Annotated in this window: 15 protein-coding genes; 8 read left to right on the top strand and 7 right to left on the bottom strand. The window is 42.2% G+C overall.

Annotation, left to right across the window (positions count from 1 at the left end; genetic code table 11):
• The first annotated feature begins 72 nt into the window (after window positions 1-72).
• Both AAEY99_RS01560 and ilvN read left to right on the top strand, forming a co-directional pair.
• Window positions 73-1,791 carry an acetolactate synthase 3 large subunit gene (locus tag AAEY99_RS01560; RefSeq protein WP_351008737.1) on the top strand — a complete coding sequence of 573 codons (1,719 nt, stop codon included), beginning with the start codon at window positions 73-75 and terminating at the stop codon, window positions 1,789-1,791.
• Window positions 1,791-2,285 carry an acetolactate synthase small subunit gene (gene ilvN / locus AAEY99_RS01555; RefSeq protein ID WP_101087532.1) on the top strand — a complete coding sequence of 165 codons (495 nt, stop codon included), beginning with the start codon at window positions 1,791-1,793 and terminating at the stop codon, window positions 2,283-2,285. The genes AAEY99_RS01560 and ilvN overlap by 1 nt, the downstream gene beginning before the upstream one ends.
• A gap of 82 nt (window positions 2,286-2,367) precedes the next feature.
• On the opposite strand, the gene AAEY99_RS01550 is transcribed toward ilvN, so the two are convergent.
• From AAEY99_RS01550 to pdsO, 3 genes are all read right to left on the bottom strand, one after another.
• Window positions 2,368-3,000 carry a class GN sortase gene (locus AAEY99_RS01550; protein WP_351008735.1) on the bottom strand — a complete coding sequence of 211 codons (633 nt, stop codon included), beginning with the start codon at window positions 2,998-3,000 and terminating at the stop codon, window positions 2,368-2,370.
• A gap of 14 nt (window positions 3,001-3,014) precedes the next feature.
• The gene (locus tag AAEY99_RS01545) at window positions 3,015-5,183 is read right to left on the bottom strand and encodes a marine proteobacterial sortase target protein (RefSeq protein WP_351008732.1); all 2,169 of its coding nucleotides are present in this window, start codon (window positions 5,181-5,183) and stop codon (window positions 3,015-3,017) included.
• Window positions 5,184-5,272: 89 nt separating this feature from the next.
• Window positions 5,273-6,040 carry a sortase-associated OmpA-like protein PdsO gene (gene pdsO, locus AAEY99_RS01540; protein ID WP_182744844.1) on the bottom strand — a complete coding sequence of 256 codons (768 nt, stop codon included), beginning with the start codon at window positions 6,038-6,040 and terminating at the stop codon, window positions 5,273-5,275.
• A gap of 261 nt (window positions 6,041-6,301) precedes the next feature.
• Between pdsO and pdsR the strand changes: the two genes are divergently transcribed.
• The 4 genes from pdsR to AAEY99_RS01520 all read left to right on the top strand — a co-directional run bounded on the left by pdsR (window position 6,302) and on the right by AAEY99_RS01520 (window position 11,013).
• Entirely contained in the window at window positions 6,302-6,991 is a 690-nt protein-coding gene (gene pdsR / locus AAEY99_RS01535) for a proteobacterial dedicated sortase system response regulator (RefSeq protein ID WP_011637090.1), read from the top strand.
• 3 nt (window positions 6,992-6,994) lie between these two features.
• Window positions 6,995-9,166 carry a proteobacterial dedicated sortase system histidine kinase gene (pdsS, locus tag AAEY99_RS01530; protein WP_351008729.1) on the top strand — a complete coding sequence of 724 codons (2,172 nt, stop codon included), beginning with the start codon at window positions 6,995-6,997 and terminating at the stop codon, window positions 9,164-9,166.
• A gap of 163 nt (window positions 9,167-9,329) precedes the next feature.
• Window positions 9,330-10,520, top strand: a complete 1,191-nt coding sequence (locus AAEY99_RS01525; RefSeq protein ID WP_351008727.1) for a cystathionine beta-lyase — start codon at window positions 9,330-9,332, stop codon at window positions 10,518-10,520.
• 67 nt (window positions 10,521-10,587) lie between these two features.
• Window positions 10,588-11,013, top strand: a complete 426-nt coding sequence (locus AAEY99_RS01520; RefSeq protein ID WP_162022854.1) for a hypothetical protein — start codon at window positions 10,588-10,590, stop codon at window positions 11,011-11,013.
• 657 nt (window positions 11,014-11,670) lie between these two features.
• Here AAEY99_RS01520 and AAEY99_RS01515 read toward each other — a convergent pair.
• From AAEY99_RS01515 to AAEY99_RS01500, 4 genes are all read right to left on the bottom strand, one after another.
• A complete protein-coding gene (locus AAEY99_RS01515; RefSeq protein ID WP_162022853.1) occupies window positions 11,671-12,531 on the bottom strand; it encodes a hypothetical protein in 861 nt (286 codons plus the stop codon).
• A gap of 145 nt (window positions 12,532-12,676) precedes the next feature.
• On the bottom strand, window positions 12,677-13,684 hold the full coding sequence (locus tag AAEY99_RS01510; protein ID WP_351008724.1) for an alpha/beta hydrolase family protein: 1,008 nt from the start codon (window positions 13,682-13,684) through the stop codon (window positions 12,677-12,679).
• A gap of 213 nt (window positions 13,685-13,897) precedes the next feature.
• Window positions 13,898-14,320, bottom strand: a complete 423-nt coding sequence (locus tag AAEY99_RS01505; protein WP_101087523.1) for a hypothetical protein — start codon at window positions 14,318-14,320, stop codon at window positions 13,898-13,900.
• A gap of 436 nt (window positions 14,321-14,756) precedes the next feature.
• Window positions 14,757-15,668, bottom strand: coding sequence for a LysR family transcriptional regulator (locus AAEY99_RS01500; RefSeq protein WP_162022851.1), 912 nt, complete (start codon window positions 15,666-15,668; stop codon window positions 14,757-14,759).
• A gap of 221 nt (window positions 15,669-15,889) precedes the next feature.
• On the opposite strand from AAEY99_RS01500, the gene AAEY99_RS01495 reads away from it, so the two are divergent.
• The gene (locus AAEY99_RS01495; RefSeq protein ID WP_350978754.1) at window positions 15,890-16,567 is read left to right on the top strand and encodes a glutathione S-transferase family protein; all 678 of its coding nucleotides are present in this window, start codon (window positions 15,890-15,892) and stop codon (window positions 16,565-16,567) included.
• A 140-nt stretch (window positions 16,568-16,707) separates the two neighbouring features.
• The gene (locus tag AAEY99_RS01490; protein WP_350978753.1) at window positions 16,708-17,835 is read left to right on the top strand and encodes a zinc-binding dehydrogenase; all 1,128 of its coding nucleotides are present in this window, start codon (window positions 16,708-16,710) and stop codon (window positions 17,833-17,835) included.
• Window positions 17,836-18,687 lie beyond the last annotated feature (852 nt).

Genomic DNA, 18,687 nt, shown 5'->3' with positions numbered 1-18,687 from the left:
TTTTTAAAACGATTACCGTCGTTGTATACAAGATACTGTTTACCATACGGTAACTTAACAAGGATTCATTTCATGGAAAAGCTTTCTGGCGCGAGTATGATCGTGCGCTCATTAATAGATGAAGGTGTCAGCCATATCTTCGGTTATCCCGGTGGTTCGGTATTAGACATCTATGATTCTCTGCATAAAATATCTGGTATTGAACATATCCTAGTTCGTCATGAACAAGCCGCTGTGCACATGGCTGATGGTTATGCCCGTGCAACTGGCAAAGTTGGCGTCGTGTTAGTCACTTCAGGCCCTGGTGCTACCAATGCTATTACTGGTATTGCCACTGCTTACATGGATTCAATCCCACTGGTTGTGTTGTCTGGTCAAGTGCCGAGTAATTTGATTGGTAATGATGCCTTCCAAGAATGCGACATGATTGGTATTTCTCGCCCAATCGTTAAGCACAGTTTTTTAATAACAGACGCAAAAGACATTCCAGAAACAGTTAAAAAAGCCTTTTTCATTGCCGCTACCGGTCGCCCTGGCCCTGTGGTCATTGATTTGCCTAAAGACTGTTTAAGCCCAGATATACTGCATGATTATGTTTATCCGGACAGCGTTAAAATGCGTTCGTATAACCCCACTACATCGGGTCATAAAGGCCAAATTCGTCGCGGTTTACAAGCCCTGTTAGCGGCTAAAAAACCGGTATTATATGTCGGTGGTGGCGCGATTATTTCGGGTTGCGATGCACAAATACTTGCCCTTGCCGAACGTTTAAACATCCCTGTCGTGAGTACCTTGATGGGCTTAGGCGCGTTTCCTGGCACCCATAAGCAGAGTTTAGGCATGCTAGGAATGCATGGTTTATACGAAGCGAATATGGCAATGCACAACACCGATTTAATCTTTGGTATTGGGGTCCGTTTTGACGACCGCACCACCAACAATGTTGAAAAATATTGTCCTAACGCCACCATTTTACACATCGATATTGATCCATCTTCTATCTCTAAAACGGTTCGGGTCGATATTCCAATTGTTGGCTCTGCCGACAATATTTTAGACGGCATGTTAGATCTACTTGATGAATCCAAGGACACCAATGATGCTACTGCTATGGCAGCATGGTGGAGCGACATTGAAATTTGGCGTTCACGAAAGAGCTTAGAGTTCGATCGCACTACAGATAGAATCAAACCACAGCAAGTTATTGAAACATTGTACAAACTCACCAATGGTGACGCTTATGTGGCGTCGGATGTCGGCCAACATCAAATGTTTGCCGCGTTATATTATCCGTTCGATAAACCACGCCGTTGGATTAACTCAGGTGGATTAGGCACCATGGGCTTTGGTTTGCCTGCGGCAATGGGCGTTAAAATGGCGTTCCCTGAAGCGACTGTAGTGTGCGTTACGGGTGATGGTTCTATCCAAATGAATATTCAGGAGCTTTCAACGGCACTGCAATATGATACTCCAGTTAAAATTATCAACTTAAACAACCGCTTCCTTGGCATGGTGAAACAGTGGCAGGACATGATTTATTCAGGTCGTCATTCCCATTCTTATATGGATGCTGTGCCTAACTTTGCCAAAATTGCTGAAGCCTATGGCCATGTGGGAATGAACATTAATCATCCAGATGAACTTGAATCTAAGCTCGCTGAAGCGTTGGCGATGAAAGACAAGTTAGTGTTTGTTGATATCAGCGTAGACGAGACTGAACATGTGTACCCAATGCTGATTCGCGGCGGCGCGATGAACGAAATGTGGCTAAGCAAAACGGAGAAAAGCTAATGCGTCGTATTATTTCTGTATTACTTGAAAACCAACCAGGCGCTTTGTCACGAGTGGTGGGATTATTTTCTCAACGCGGTTACAACATCGAAAGCTTAACCGTTGCGCCAACTGAAGATGTGACCTTGTCACGCTTAAATATTACCGTGATTGCTGATGCCAATATTCTTGAGCAAATTGAAAAACAATTGCATAAGCTTATCGATATTTTGAAAGTGGCTAACATTACCGAGTCGGCCTATATTGAACGTGAAATTGCCTTAGTTAAAGTGAAAGCTCAAGGCGATCAACGCGAAGAAGTCAAACGCACTGCGGATATTTTTCGTGGCCAAATCGTTGATGTTACCGCCAATATTTATACGATCCAAATGGTCGGAACCAGTGATAAAATTGATGCGTTTATCCATGCGATCACCGATATGACCAAAGTGATTGAAATATCGCGTTCTGGTGTGGTTGGTTTAGCCCGAGGTGAAAAATCAATGAGAGCCTAATTACAGGTTGTCTGACACAAAAAAGCAGAGTCCTACTGGGCTCTGCTTTTTTATTGCAATTAAGACGAGTGGCCATAAATAGCTAACTCACACTGTATCGCGGTTTTGTAACGATTGGTTTAGCTTCAACAATATAGCGATATTCGGCATTGCCACTCAGTTGGTCAAACGGATAACAGGTTATCAAGGTTAAATGACTTTCTGCTGTGGGAGCCAGCACATCTAAGTCGGTTTCATGCACCACATGCGTGGTAGTAATTTGATATAACACTCGCTCACCTGCAGTGCTATAAAGCTCAATCATGTCGCCAACCTTAACGTATTGTAAACGCATAAAATGACTGTCTCGATGGCCGGCAATTATCATATTGCCCTGCTCACCCAACGCCGCCCCCGCTAACATTAATCCAGGGCCAAAGGCTAAATTACGCCCAGAGGCCCCCGCTAATACGTACAAGTCACTGCCTAAAGGTTGCAAGCTATCATTGTGTTGTTGCAACACACGCATCTTAGCTACCGGATGAGTGTCTGCCCAAGACCAGGGTTTATGTGGTTGGCTATCTGCCAAGGTTTTTTCAAAAGCCCGTTCAATTAAAAACTGGGCAAAATGGGCTTTAGCTTGCATATAACCTCCCTGTAATAATAATGCACATCCCAGTACGCTTAGAAGCACAATCACAATCCAATGCTTGGTCGGTGATATTGTTCGCTGCATATTTCCGCTCCTGTTTAATCATGTGATTCAATCACTAACAATTGGCCTGGTAAGCGCTGCCTTAACCATAAATAGTGCAACAATCCTAAGCTAAGCAAACTAAAACCAATTAATAACCATAATCGACTAGCGGTACCGGTTTGTGGCAATACTTGCGACGACTGAGCAGCATTTAATCCATGGGGCATATGCGGCTGTAACTGCACATCTATAGGGCTATCAATTAATGGGTTAACCGGTGTCACATCCACCGCAACTAAACTGGTCTGACTGGTCACTAAGTGATACAACAAGCCTAATGCTTCTACTTGCTTATTGACGCGGTCGCGGCTGGCATTGTCTTTATAAAGCTCAAGTGATGTTATTTGCGCATTTGCCCATAACAAATCAATCCCCTTAGCTGCTTGGTTCTCTTCAAAATCAAGTTGTTGCTGCCAATATTGACCATTAATATTGCCAGACACTATGATGGGCTGTTGTTGGTGTGACGCCGATTTAATACTTACCCAAAGGGGTTCATTTTGGTATAAATCGCTAATGGTGGTCGGCCAATAATCCGGGACACTGCCATCAAGATAGTACAAGCCAATATTGGTCAGCACGGGTTGCTCAATTTTATTAAGTAATTGTTCAATTTTTTGCTGCACTTCAGACTCTTTACCAATATAGGTAAATGTTCCTCGACCCATTGTTGCCGCTCGGCGCATAAAATCGGAGTTCGGCGCAGAGCCAATTCCGACCGTGAATAATCGGCTGTCACCCAATTGATCATTAATAAGCTGATACAACTCATGTTCGTTGCCAACGGCACCGTCGGTCATAAAAATCACTTGGCGTAACATTTCGCTGTGAGCATCGGTTTGATCTGAATCTTGCTGTACGCTGTCCACCAGCGCAGTTTGTAATGCACTGCGCATTTCGGTGCCGCCATCAGCATCTAATGACTGAATAAATCGGTTTGCTTTACCAATATTACGGCTATTAGCCGACAATGGCGTGGCAGATAACATTGTTACGTCACTATTAAATTCAATAATATTAAAGCTGTCGATGTCACGCAGTCCCGCTAGTGCGAACTGTAATGCTTGCTTGGCTTGAGTAATAGACTGGCCAGACATAGAACCAGACGTATCGATAACTAAAATCAGTTCTCTGGCAATAAGGTGTTGCTCGCTCACTTCCACACTCGGCGGCATTAACATCACTAACGAGTACATATTATTATCAACCGGATTAGGTTGTCTTTGTGCTGTTTCTGAACGCTCATCGCTATTGTCAGCTGCATGGGTTTTACCGGTTTGATAAAACGTCGCGGCTTGTGGTACTGCCCCTACATTAGCTTGCCATTGCAGCACAAAATCACGGTCAGCAATTTGCTTGCCGTCAAAGTTAACACTGTAATGATTACCGGCAATAGACTGTTTAATCGGATGATAAAGACTGTTTAATGACGTTAGTTCAAAACCGGCATCAATGTTCACCTGCATCTTCACATTTAGTTCCGGCCTGACGTGTTTAACAGACATCGCCGTATTAGCGCTCGATGGCATGGCCAATGGCGGCTGCTCGGTAGTGCGATCTGCTTGCGGGTTATAACGCGGTGTTATCGCTAATGGAAAACGTAAACTAAACAGCCCATCACGATACTCAACCTTTTGTTGATAACTAATTTCTACCACGAGTTGCTCGTGTGGCCCTAAATTGGCCACATCTGAGGTAAACAAGTTGCGTCGTTGTTGCTGTAACAAACTCGCTTGTTTACCTTGTTTCTTGGCAGTTTCAAAAGTCTGTAATGCTTGTTTTTTAGGTTGTATTTGTCCTGCTATGACTTTGTCGCCAATGCGTAACTGCATGCTATCGACAGCTGCAGTTTCAGGTAACGGAAATAGATATCGCCCATTCACCCATTGATCAGAATCATTGATAAACACTTGCTTAACGGTGACCCGATTGAGTAATCCCGACACATCCATGCTCACTTGTGTATCTAGCGCAAAAGCTTGTATCACTTGATTTTGTTGAAAGTACTCTAATGTTCCTTGAGTGATATCGTCATCTTGATACCCTGACGGTGATGCAAATGCCGTTGTAATACTGGCATAAATGACAAACAACAAACCAAAACACAGCGATTTACAAACAGGTTTAATAGACAAATGTGAGATTAAAAACAACGGGCGCATACTCGCTCCTCACCCATTTAGGCTACAACATCAATGTTTGCGCCTAGATGGGTAATATTCAAAACAAAAAGGAAAATCGACGTGTAAATTTAGTTAGCAGCAAGTTCAGCACCTGGGGCTAATAACTTGAGCGTCACCCGACGATCAAAAAAGTCGTTTTCAAAATTTTGTTCCTGGTGCATTGGCAACGTTGAACCATAAGCCTGTCCATGCAAACGCTCGCGGGCAATGCCTTGGGTAACTAAGTATTGTGTCACTTCAGCTAAACGCTGTTCAGACAAGGCTTGGTTGAAATCATTATCGCCACGGCGGTCGGCATAACCCGTTAAATCTATGGTCAATTCTGGTGACAAGCTCATCATGTAAGCCACATTATCTAATTGTTGTTCAAATAACGGCTCAATATGGCTCGAACCGGTTTTAAACTGCACATTCATTCCAATGGTTAACTCATTAAGCGTTTGTTGTTGATTCGCTTTTTGTTCAGCCAAGTTAGACTGTAATTGATAATATTTCTCCGACACTTGCTCCAACGATTGCTGCTTAGTGCTCAATGCCATTAATTGCTCGTTAGTTTGCGTTAATTTTTGTTCTTGCTGCACTAATTGTTGTTTCTGGACGCTGAGTTCTGCTTCATCGCCAACCGACTTACCAATAAACGTACCGGTAAATGCACCAATAATGGCACCCACTGGGCCGCCGATAACAGCACCGAGTAAAATCCCAGAGCTCAAACCCACTAGCTCTTCTGTGTGTTCGCGCTCTTCGCTCATGCCATGGTCATTGTCATTTGCCCAACTGACGTTTGAAATCATCATGGTAGAAATAATTGTTGCGGCAATAAGTTGCTTTTTCATAAAGAATCCCTTTTAGCGGTTGTTTAAAGTGGTTGTTTAAAAAATGATGGTTATCATCAATACATGAGTTAATGCGTTGCTGATTAACTCTATGTCGCTATTAAACACCTCATAGGTGGCTTTATTGGGGAGCAAAAATGGCAATGTGGCGATCAAATGTGGCAACAATATGGCAATTGCCGTCAACGGCTTTTTTGGACCATAAAATCCTGTATAGTCAGTACTGTATCTAATTATCAGCTTATTAATTGAAATCATCCCATGAAACGAATTGCCATTGTTGAAGACGAAGCCGCTATCCGCGAAAACTACAAAGATGTCCTGCAACAGCAAGGGTATAGTGTTCAAGCCTATGCAAATCGCCCCGCAGCCATGCTCGCCTTTAATGCCCGCTTACCAGACCTAGCCATTATTGATATTGGCTTAGAACATGAAATAGACGGCGGTTTTACCCTATGCCAGGCACTGCGTGCAATGTCGAGCAGCCTACCAATCATCTTTTTAACCGCACGCGACAGTGACTTTGACACCGTGTGTGGTCTGCGTTTAGGGGCCGATGATTATTTAACAAAAGAAGTCAGTTTCCCCCATTTAATGGCCCGTATTGCCGCCCTGTTTCGCCGTTCAGAATTAATCGGTTCAAGCCCAATAGAAGACAACTTACTTGAGCGCGGCCACCTCACCATCGATGGCAATCGCATTCAGGTATATTGGAAATCGCAACCCATTGAACTGACCGTGACCGAGTTTTGGATGGTTCATGCCATGGCCAAACATCCAGGACATGTGCGCAGCCGTCAGGATTTAATGCAAGAAGCTAAAATTTACGTCGACGACAGCACGATCACCTCGCACGTTAAGCGCATTAGGAAAAAGTTTATCGTCATCGACGCTGAATTTGACTGTATCGATACCGTTTATGGCATGGGCTACCGCTGGGACAATATCTAACAGATGAATTTACCGATAGGGCTGCGTGCCAAGGTCGTCATTTTGTCGCTGTTTTTACTCTGCCTACCATGGCTTGGGTATGAATACGTGTGGGAAATGGAAAAGTACCTGCGTTATGGCCAAGAAAAAACCCTTGAAGGCACCACTCAAGCGCTTGCTACGGCGCTACATGAGCGACCAAAATTATTTGATAACCAAGCCAGCTTTTTAAACCAAGTTGAAAAAGGCCGCGACTTATACGCCTACCCGTTAGCTGGGCCCATTCAACTCGACGGTAAACTGAGTGACTGGGACTTATACCAACATCGCACCCTCAACTATTCAGACAAACATGTTATTTATCAGCGCAGCGAAACTGAGCCAATCGATATTAGCTTTAGTCATATGGTGGGCAAATACGGCGGCTATTTATACGGCTTTTTCAACGTCAATGACCCGAACCTGATTTTTCGTAACCGTAAAAGCTTACGCATTGATAGAAACGATCACTTAGTCATGGCAACTCAATCGCCCGATGGCATGTTCAGGCGTTATATTATTGCCAATACCCAAAGTGGTTGGCTTAGTGCGTTTGAATTACCCGCCGACCCGAGCCAATCGATGCCCGTTACCCCAGAAGTGCGCATTCAAGGCCAGTGGTTAAAAACCGACAAGGGATACAATATTGAGTTTAGACTGCCACTCGAAATGGTAGGCAGCAAATTAGGCTTTGCGATTCATAATGTAAACGATACAAAAACACGTCAATTAGTGAATGTTATCGGTACCTCAGCCACCGACTCAGTAGCCAGTTTAGGCACGGTGTTAGTGCCCTCGCCTGAAATTGAAAATATCATTAAAGGCATGAGCCACAACAGCTCACGAATTTGGGTCGTCGATAATCATGGCCGCGTACTGGCAAAATCTGGTGATATTCGTTCATCGTCCAACACCTGGGCAGATGATATCGAGGTCAATCAACCTGAGTCGTTTTGGCTGCACTTTAAGCAGCAATATATTCTGCCGTTATACTACAAAATATTAACTCGTCCGCCACAAGACTTTATCGATTCACTGCAAGATTCAACTGAACTCACTGGCAGCCATATTGAAAAAGCTTTAAGCGGCAAACAAGGCTCTACATGGCGCTTAACCCCAGACAACAAAGCCGTGGTATTAGCAGCAGCAAGCCCTATATGGATTGACGATAAAGTCATGGGGGTAGTTATTGCAGAAGAAACCACTCACGGCATTCGCAGCCTGCGTAACCGCGCCCTGGAAAAACTGTTTAACGTCATATTAACTATTATGAGCATGGGCACATTAGCCTTGTTTATTTTTGCCTCGAGTATTTCAAGCCGCATTCGCCGTTTACGTGATCAGGCTGAACTCGCCATCGACAGCCAGGGCCGAGTAAGACAGCAGATTGTGGCATCAAAAAACCGAGATGAAATCGGTGATTTGTCACGCAGCTTTTCAAGTATTGTCAGCCGCCTTGGGCAATACACTCATTATTTAGAAAACATGTCGTCGCGTTTATCGCACGAACTTCGAACCCCTGTTGCCGTGGTGCGCAGCTCACTTGAACACTTAGGCTTGCAACAACTGGACGAGCAATCACAAAAATATGTTAGCCGTGCCCAAGAAGGTGTCAGCCGCCTACACCTTATTTTAAATAACTTAAGCGAAGCAACTCGCTTGGAAGCCAGTTTAACCCAAGCTGAAAGCTGTCGTTTTTCATTAAAGAAAGTGATTAGCGGTTGTATGCAAGGCTATCAAATGACTTATCCAGACCAGCTCTTTAGCATCCACATTGAAGATAAAGCCATGTCTTGCGACGGTGTACCGGAATACATCGCCCAATTAATGGATAAACTGATCAACAACGCCATTGAATTTCATCAGCCCAACAGTGCCATCACCGTCAGCCTGACCCAATATCATAAACAGGCAATATTAAAAGTCAGTAACATCGGTCCCTTACTGCCAAAAGACATGAACAGCCAAATTTTTGAATCTATGGTGTCTATCAGGCCTCAAGGTATTAATGGTAAGCCTCATCTTGGTTTAGGCTTATACATTGCCCGATTAGTTACCGACTTTCACCATGGCAGCATTAAAGCAACCAACATAATAGAGAACGACATTGAAGGGGTTGAAATATGCCTGACGTTACCCTTGAGTGATGAAAAATAGTCAACCACAGCATTTAGGCGCTTTTATTTAGGTTTGTTGGTGCTAGGATGATGAACATCAGTAGATCATTCACCGTAGCGCATTTATCCATGTCATTGATATTTGCTAATAAACATTAGCTAAAACATAAACCATGGACTCTACACATAATGGAAATAAGAATATGAGCAAAGACGATAAACTGGCCACCCAAATTGTTAGCGTTGGCCGCGACAAAAAGTTCACTAAAGGCATTATTAATCCACCTGTATTTAGAGCATCTACCGTGGTGTTCGACACCATGGATGAGATGCGTTTTGCGATTAAAAACAAAACCAACGGTGAAATGTTTTACGGTCGTCGCGGCACCCCAACCCATTTTTCATTTCAACAAGCCATATGCGAACTTGAAGGTGGTGCTGGCACTGCATTATACCCTTCTGGTGCGGGCGCGATCAGTAGCGCTTTGTTGTCATTTTTAAAAAGTGGCGACCATTTATTAATGGTCGACACCGCCTATGAACCAACCCGCGATTTATGCAATAAAATGCTAGCAGGTTTTGGCATCGAAACCACCTATTACGACCCAATGATTGGCGCAGGCATTCGTGAGTTAATTCGTCCTAACACCAAGGTATTATTTTTAGAATCACCAGGTTCTATCACCATGGAAGTGCAGGATGTACCATCGCTTTGCCGTATCGCTCACGAACATGATGTCATTGTAATGCTGGATAATACCTGGGCATCACCGATTAATTCTCGTCCATTTGATATGGGTGTCGACATCTCTATTCAAGCCGCCACCAAGTACATTGTCGGCCATTCAGATGTGATGATGGGTACCGCCACTGCCAATGAACAGCATTGGGAACAACTGCGCGAAAACAGTTACTTAATGGGCCAAACTACCTCGCCGGATGACGTCTATTTAGCTGCGCGAGGCTTACGTACCTTAGGGGTACGTATGGCACAACATAATAAAAATGCCTTAAAAGTGGCGAATTGGTTGGTGACTCGTGCAGAAGTGGATCATGTCCGTCATCCAGCATTTGATACTTGCCCAGGTCACGAGTTTTTTAAACGCGACTTTAGCGGCGGTAATGGTTTGTTCTCGTTTGTACTCAAGCAAGGCGACTTAGCGTCAGTCACTGCTTTTGTTGAAAACATGGACCATTTTAAAATGGGCTTTTCATGGGGCGGTTTCGAAAGCTTAATTTTAGGGGTATTCGGTATTAACAATATCCGTACCGCTACTCAATGGGACAGCAGCAAACCATTAATACGCTTACATATTGGACTTGAAGATGCCGACGATTTAATTGCCGATCTCGATGCTGCATTTAGCCGATATAATGCAATACTACAAAAGTAGCCTCTACTCAGCTGCTGAAACGTTTTGCAAAAAACGTTAATGGAATGTTCAAACAATAAGGGAATAAATGAATATCATCAAATTAGTCATACTCAGCCTGTGCATTAGCATTGGCTATTATGCATTAACTATCGTGGCAATTGGCCAGTCTGCTGCTGGTAACTTATTGTGGTGGTTTAATAGCAGTGAATATCCAATACTGGCTCACCTTGCACAGAACTTTGTTGGTATCGGCTTAGCCGCGTTAATCCCTGCGTTTCTAGTGAGAAGTTACGAGCCCGCAAGACAATGGATTGCCATTACCATTATGATTTTAGGTGCCATGTTATTGCACGGCAATATCCATTACATGCCATGGGATCCTATGGGTATTGTGAGGTTTGTAAACAACACCTTGTTCTACGGTGATATCGGTGCAAAAGTGCTATTTTTCTATATCTTACTGCTACCTATACTGTGGTTGTTACTGCTTAAACGTATGGCACGTATTTAACAGAATCCGAATTTGAGCGCTAAACAAAAGCAAGGTGAACATATCTTGCTAGTCAACATTGCCATCAATCTAAGCCTTGAGCCGTCATCGTCTCAGGGCTTTTTATTATCAATAATAGCTATAAAAACAAAGACTAAGCAGTTTACCAAACGTTTAGTCAATAGTTGCCAAAACTATTAGCAATCATTTAGCAAAACAGTTGCTCAAAACATACTTTAGGGAATTATAGAAGTGATAAATATCTGAGCGTACTTATGTGATGATATCGCCCGCCAAATGTAAATTACTCAACAAATGAAATGTTATCTCACTCTTGTCGGTCTTATTAAGTACACCAGTATTTGCCAACTAGAGTTTAACTATGTGTAGCACACCAAAAACTAACCTAGCCGCTGCCACGCCCAAAGTTCCCTTTCGGAGCTTTATGGCAAGCATGACATTGGCACAACGACAACAGTTCGCTGAAGTCGCGAACCGTGCCGATGATCGGCGTAAAATAAGAGAAGATCGACTCAAAGGTCAATCCAATAGCAAAAGTGCGGCAAACACGACTGTAAAACCAAACATGCCATTTATCAAAAGACTGCTTCAATTTTGTAAACAACATATTGTGATATAAGCCTGTATGCCTTTAATGGCTAAACGGCTTATTGCAGATTAGTCTTCAAGTACTGATATGAAAATTCTGTCTGCATTCCACAGTTCAATTATCTTGCGTGTCTTCTTTGAGTTCCAAAAACATTTTCCAAACAAAATAATCCCCGCACCTTCTAATTGACGCCCTTCCGATACATTGAAACGTTCCAATATTGCCGATTTAAATTTAGAGATAGGAATGCCAACATCAGTACAATCAGATGGATTTAACCAATCAAGTTCTTTGTCTAGATGCGAAATCGTACCCCAGTACATTTTAGGCTTTGCCTGTTTAGCATTATCGCTTGGCTCAGCCTCGGCAAAGTTAACAAATAAATTCTTCGCTTTGAATTTATAACCCGTATCAAGCTCAATCAAAGTACTCGACTCAGCTAAGTCGCTACCACGCATTAGGCTATTGAGTATTTTCTCCAGCCCTAGCACTTTGACCTTGGTTTGTTCATTGTTGCCATTGTGTTTACGACTGGCATTATCGATTTTTGGGAGGCTGCTTGAGATGAGGCTTGATGTAGAGGCAACAGTTTGCACCTCTGTAACTGGCTTTTTGGTGTTTGATAACATGAAATCAATGCTAATAATATCAGCATCTGAAATGACTTTATTCACTTCTACGCTATGCCGAGTCTCTCGGTCTCGTTGAGTTGAAAAATGACCTTCATCGCATTCTGCAACATGATATCGAGAGCCAAAACACGCCGCTTTACCGTCTGAGCTTCTCTTACGATAGTAAGCTTTTCCTTTGCACTCAGGGCATTGTAAAAATTGCCTAAACTTTTCAATTTCTGTTTCAGTTAACGCCTGAAATTTCAAAATTGAAAAAGTGTGCTTTTGCCCACCATAAGTACAAACCGCATCAATCATTTGCTATCCACATTTTCTATAAAACCGTACGTTTAAAATGAGCTATTAAAGGAACTTTAAAACCTAGTGAAACAATAGCAAGTTATTAATAAAAATACTATTTTTAGGGAAATTACCCATTAACACCATATTGTTCATTGCGATTTTACATGTTTTCTGTAAACCATTTGGTAATCTCATTGTGAGCTTTTGCGGTGTTAGATGAAATGAAGTGATTATCATCATAAATTACTAATTTATGCTCAATCTCAGTTTCTTTTAGTGCTTTTGCAAATGTTTTAGAGTGAGAAGCAGAGACTCGAACATCATTTTCGCCATGAATTAATAAAATTGGAACACCAGAAGGGAGTTTGTCCACCCAATTGATAACTGACCTTTCAGCGAGTTTTTTGTTTTCGTTTCCTTTGTAATCTGGAATTCGGTGTTTATATACTTTTTCCATTTCAGGTCGCGTTGCTAGATCTGCATTTAGATCGGCATTTAGTGCAATCGTTGCAACTGCTTTTATATTATCAAGTTGTTTTAGAGCAAGAAATGATTGCATGCCACCTCTACTAGCTCCAAGCATACCTATTTTACTTGTATCAGCTCCGTCAAACTCTCCAATCAGATTCACTAGTTCAACAACATCTTGGACATCAGAACCACCAAATTGATCTTGTTCACCTTTATCTGGTGAACCAAATGTGCCTCGATACTGGCTACCTACGATCACAAATCCCTTATTGGCTATAGGAAAAAGATTGTTCATCATTGCACCAAATACAACGCCACCGAAATTACCATTCCCGCCCCTATTGTAAACTATTACAGGTAGGTCAGTAGTTGACTCTTTAGGTTTGATGACAAAACCAAGAACATCAGTCCCGTCGACATTGTATGTAAAATTAGTACATGAAAGGTTGTTGCTGTAGGTATTAAATTCATCCTTATCAAATTGCTTCTTGAAGCCATCCATTTTATTTTTTAATAACTCGGGATTTTTAATCTTTCTAGAAAATTTTCTCTCCATGAAATTTATCCAATTATCATAACTGGTAAATGGTCCTGAGAAACAATCCCTCTGATTGTATATCTTGCCATTTTGATCAACTTCGTTGGCGCCAAGGGTCGTGCTTATAATTGATAAAAATATCAACCCTAAATATTTCATAAATTTCCTTATATTATGACTATATTACTAATTTTGAATTTATAGACTCTATCCAATCGCTGCATACTCCCCGAATTCAAGTGTTAATTTTGTCTATGAAAATTAAACTTGGATTCCAGTTTTGAAGCTGTACGTTCTGTAGTGACCACTACATAACGAGCACAGTAAAAGGCGGAAAATAGTTGACTCAAACTTGCAATGAACGAACACAAGTCAGCTACTTTGCTTAATAGCCTTTATTAGATTTTCTGGATCGTTTGTACCCAGACAAACCGTTGTGCCATCTTTAAGTTTTAATTCAACAGCCGTTAGACCAGAAACGTTATATAACCATCCAGTTGAGATTAACCGGATGCCGAGCCCATAGTACCATTTGGTTCTTATCTCTTGTGTCGACTCAATTTCAGATATTTTTATTGATTTATTCCAAAATTTTGGACCAAAAAACCATTTCACTTTCCCATCTTCAACTTTGATTGTTAATGCTGAAAAAAGAATTGAAACCACACCTACAATTAAATACGCAAATCCGATCGGTTCGGTAGGTTGAGTTGCCGAAGCAAAGATAAGCACTAATGTTACAATTCCCATAACTGAAAGCATCGCGATTCCAAGCTGAGTGTTTTTATACTGCATGACGAGCTCCTTTTACAGTTAATCGCTTATTATCCAACCTCGGACAACTCCCTACCTATAATTAATTAACATCACTTCTTTAGCTTGAAGTGCGATAGCTTCCGACACTATTAAAGTAAGGCATGCCTTCTAGACTAACGATAGTTTATCTTGGTCTGGCCATTTTTAATCATTATTTTGAAAGAGTAAATAAACTCTGCTTTATTTACCGAGCAATCTTGGGAGACCGTATTGCAGTACTTTGACACCCAAATAGTAGGAAGTGCGCGGCATAAAATATTGAATAAAAGCGGCTTAAAATCTCTCTAGAAATACTTGACCATTACAGACTATTTAATTTGCTTCAAAAGAAATATTTACGTTAAAAGTCATAATGACAAAACAAGTAAGTATCAGAAATGAAGCTCCACGGCACCACGAAAGAGAATGGCGCTTTCTAACGATCATTTGTTACTTTTATTCTTTCCACTAAAAAGTCTACTGCCGCTTTTACTTTTGGGACTAAGTAGCGCTGTTTTTGATACAGCAAGTAAACCGCCATATCAGAATGTTGAGTGATAGCTAACTCATGCTCAAACTTAAGTTCTAGCAATTTACCAGACTCAAGATAAGACGCTAACGCCCATCGAGTTGACATTAAGATACCTTCCCCATCACAAGCCTTTTTCGCCAGCCAGGGTCCGTTATTTGAAATCGCCACCGCCGGTCCTGAAACGTCATGCCATTGACCGTTCATATTACATAACCAAGGCGTTGGCCCTGTTGGCGCTTTAAAATACAGGCCATTATGTTGCGTTAATTCCATCGCATTGTTAGGCACACCGTGTTTCTCTATGTAACTTGGTGACGCCACAGGAATAAAGCCATTGTCCATCAGTCTTATTGCTAACACGCGCTCATTGGGCGCGTAACCACCGCGAATAGCAATATCGACATCGTCACGTCCGAGTGTTGATAACTCGTCGCTTAAACTGACATCTAAAACAATTTGAGGGTATAACGCGCTAAATTCATCTAACAACGGCAGTAATATCTTTTCACCAAAACCCACCATCGAACTGATCCGTAAACGCCCCATTGGCGTTGTTTGGTAACTACGAACCGTTTCATTACTTTGCGCTAGTTGATTCAATATTTGCTGTACATCGTTATAATAAATTTGCCCCACTTCGGTTAGTTTAACGATTCGGGTCGAACGCTTTAACAAGGTCGCCCCCAAACTCTTTTCTAAATCAGCAACTCGTCTGGACAAGGATGATGGCGGCACATTAAACGCACTCGCCGCTTTGGTAAAGCTCCCCGTTTCTACTACCTTACTGAAATACCGCATTGCACGTAGTTGATCCAACTTACTTCTCCATTAAATCTGAGTGCTTTGGCTTTATTGTTGTCTTAAAAGCAATAGTGATTAGCATTTTCCCTTATATATAACCAAATTAAAACAGGTAATAATACAGTTAACTTAAACATTGCAACCTTAACCCTGTTGCCGCGTATTAAAAAAAGAGGTGTTAATTGCATTTTTCGGCAAGTAGCACCAGCCTTCACGTAAATGATGGACACTGACTTATGATTACTTTGCACGGTTTTGCAGCTAGCAACTATTACAACCTAGTGAAACATGTACTGCTATACAAACAACTGCCATTTCAAGAAAACCTTATTTACGGTGGTAGTGACGAGTTACTGAAAGTCAGTCCAGCTGGCAAAGTACCTGCTATCACAACGACTGAAGGACTGAATATTTCAGAGTCGAGTGTCATTTGCGACTTTATCGAAGAGACTTACCCTGCAACGTCGCTATACCCTGAAAATGCCGGAGAGCGTGCAGTTGTGCGTCAAATTATGAAAATGGCAGAGCTTTATTTTGAACTGCCAAGCAGACGACTTATACCTTATGCATTTTCTGGCACAGAAGTTCCTGAATCGGTTAACGCTGAGGTCCGCCAAGTGTTAACCCGTGGCATTACCGGCTTAAGTCGTTTGTGTCAGTTTTCACCTTGGATTGCCGGCGAACAATTCACCATGGCAGATATCTACGTTTATTACGTCAACACCATAGTCAGCGCGTTTGGCTCGAGCCAGCTTAACTGGGATGTACTGGCTGAAATACCAGGCATGAAACAGTGGAACGATGCCATGAGCCAAACGGTTATTGCCCAACAGGTGGAATCCGATCGCCTAGCAAACATGCCCGAATTTATGCAAAAAGTGAAAGCTCAAATCCAAGCGGCGAACGCTGGATAACACTTATTTATACGAAATGATATTAGCGATAAAAACAATCAATACTGACGTTTGGCTTGAATTCAATTACAAACAGAACATAGCCAATACCATAAAGTGATTGGCTCAATTAATTAATTATTTTACAGGAGAGAATCCCAATGACAGATACCAATATCCAACTGACTTCATTGATCAGCGAAGACAATAAATTAACGCTTGCGTTAAAAAACATCGACATGCCACAACCAGGTGCCGATGAAGTGGTTATTCGCATTGAAGCTGCGCCATTAAATCCGTCTGATTTAGCCGTTCTGTTCAGCGCTGCAGATATGACTACTGCGACACAAGCAGGCACTGAACAAAGCCCCGCTATTATTGCGGATGTTCCGGCTAAATTTATGCCAGCGGTTAAAACCCGAGTCGGTAAAGCCATTCCTGTTGGTAATGAAGGTGCAGGAACCGTTGTCGCAGCAGGCTCATCGCCTGCAGCGCAAGCATTAATGGGTAAAACCGTTGCTGTCATTGGCGGTGGAACGTATCGTCAGTACCTCTGTGCCAATGTGCAAAGCTGCCTAGAATTGAAACAAGGCACTACCGCTAAAGAAGGTGCATCTTCTTTTGTTAATCCGCTTACAGCATTAGCAATGGTCGAAACAATGCGTGCTGAAGGCCATAAAGCCATTATTCATGCAGCAGCTGCGTCTAATCTTGGCCAAATGTTAAACCGTATTTGTATTGCCGATGGCGTCGATTTAATTAACATCGTCCGTAAAACGGAACAAGAAACGCTATTACGTGACATGGGCGCAAAATACGTTGTTAACTCAAGCAGTGATACTTTCCTAGCTGACTTAACCGCAGCAATTATTGAAACAGGTGCAACGATTGCGTTTGACCCTATTGGCGGCGGTAAATTAACCAGTGACATTCTTAACTGTATGGAAGTGGCTGCATCGCGCGATATGAAAGAACACAGCGTTTATGGTTCTGACACTTTCAAGCAAGCTTATATTTATGGCGCATTAGACCGCGGCCCTATTACTCTAAATCGTAACTTCGGTTTTGCATGGGGTGTTAATGGCTTCTTACTATTCAATGCGCTAGCCAAGTTAGGCACTAAAACGGTTATGGCGATGCGTAAACGTGTTGCAGATGAAATCACCACCACATTTGCTAGCCACTACACCCATGAAGTGTCATTAGCTGAGGTATTACAATTAAAATCAATAGCGGGTTATTCAAAACATGCTACTGGTGAGAAGTACTTAATTACTCCACAAAAATAGTTACCCCCCCAAAGGCCATAACAGCTTAATCAATTGATTTTTAAAGCAATAAAAAGCAGATACTGATTATAGTATCTGCTTTTTATTTGCCTGTTCATCATAGCAACAATCGTGGGTGGCCATGTTATCTTGTTTATGGCCTGCGGCCACTAACGTCGTGGCGCGTCGCCCACACCCGATTTATCAAACTTCGTTTGAATTAAGATCGCAAGGTTCCACCCTGCACGGACCAAAAGGGGATCAACAGCAATCCCCTCTTGGATCACCCCTGCCGTTCCGGCAACATTTTCGCTTTTTAACCAAACAACAGCAGCGAAAAAATTGCGACGGAAATTGATCGAGCTTCTGACAGCGTATGTAACCATCTTCGGCCTTACTCGAAAATGCTAGCGCTTTCGATGGTACATCCTGTACCGCGAAAGCGAGCCTGACGTCCTGTCAGGCTCACGCTATTTTCTTCAACGTTCTCAAGTTCAGAGTTGAATTTAGATATTTTCAAGCAGTAACTAGCTCGTTTTTGGACAGGGCTGAGTTCAATAAATAAAGATTCCTGAAAGGATAAGTCGCGCAATAAAGTGAGCTGAATGGCCAACTAGATACTCTTAAAAAGAGAAGCGATCATCACCGTGAATGATGTGAAAAGTGAAGCAATGACTTCTGACCATCATCACTATGCCAAATGCTATTTAAGCTACATCGACTGCACTTGATTTTACAAAGAATGACACCTTATTGGTGCGCATTAATAAATACAATCAACAAAGTCGTTTACACTCTAAATGAGCCTGAAACTAACTGTGCAAAAAGCACCTCTGACTTGAATAGTGCCATCTTAGGGTTAACCGATAAATG

The organism is Shewanella sp. S1-58-MNA-CIBAN-0166 (assembly GCF_040310085.1).
Lineage (GTDB): Bacteria > Pseudomonadota > Gammaproteobacteria > Enterobacterales > Shewanellaceae > Shewanella.
This window is presented reverse-complemented; position numbering and strand designations above follow the sequence as displayed.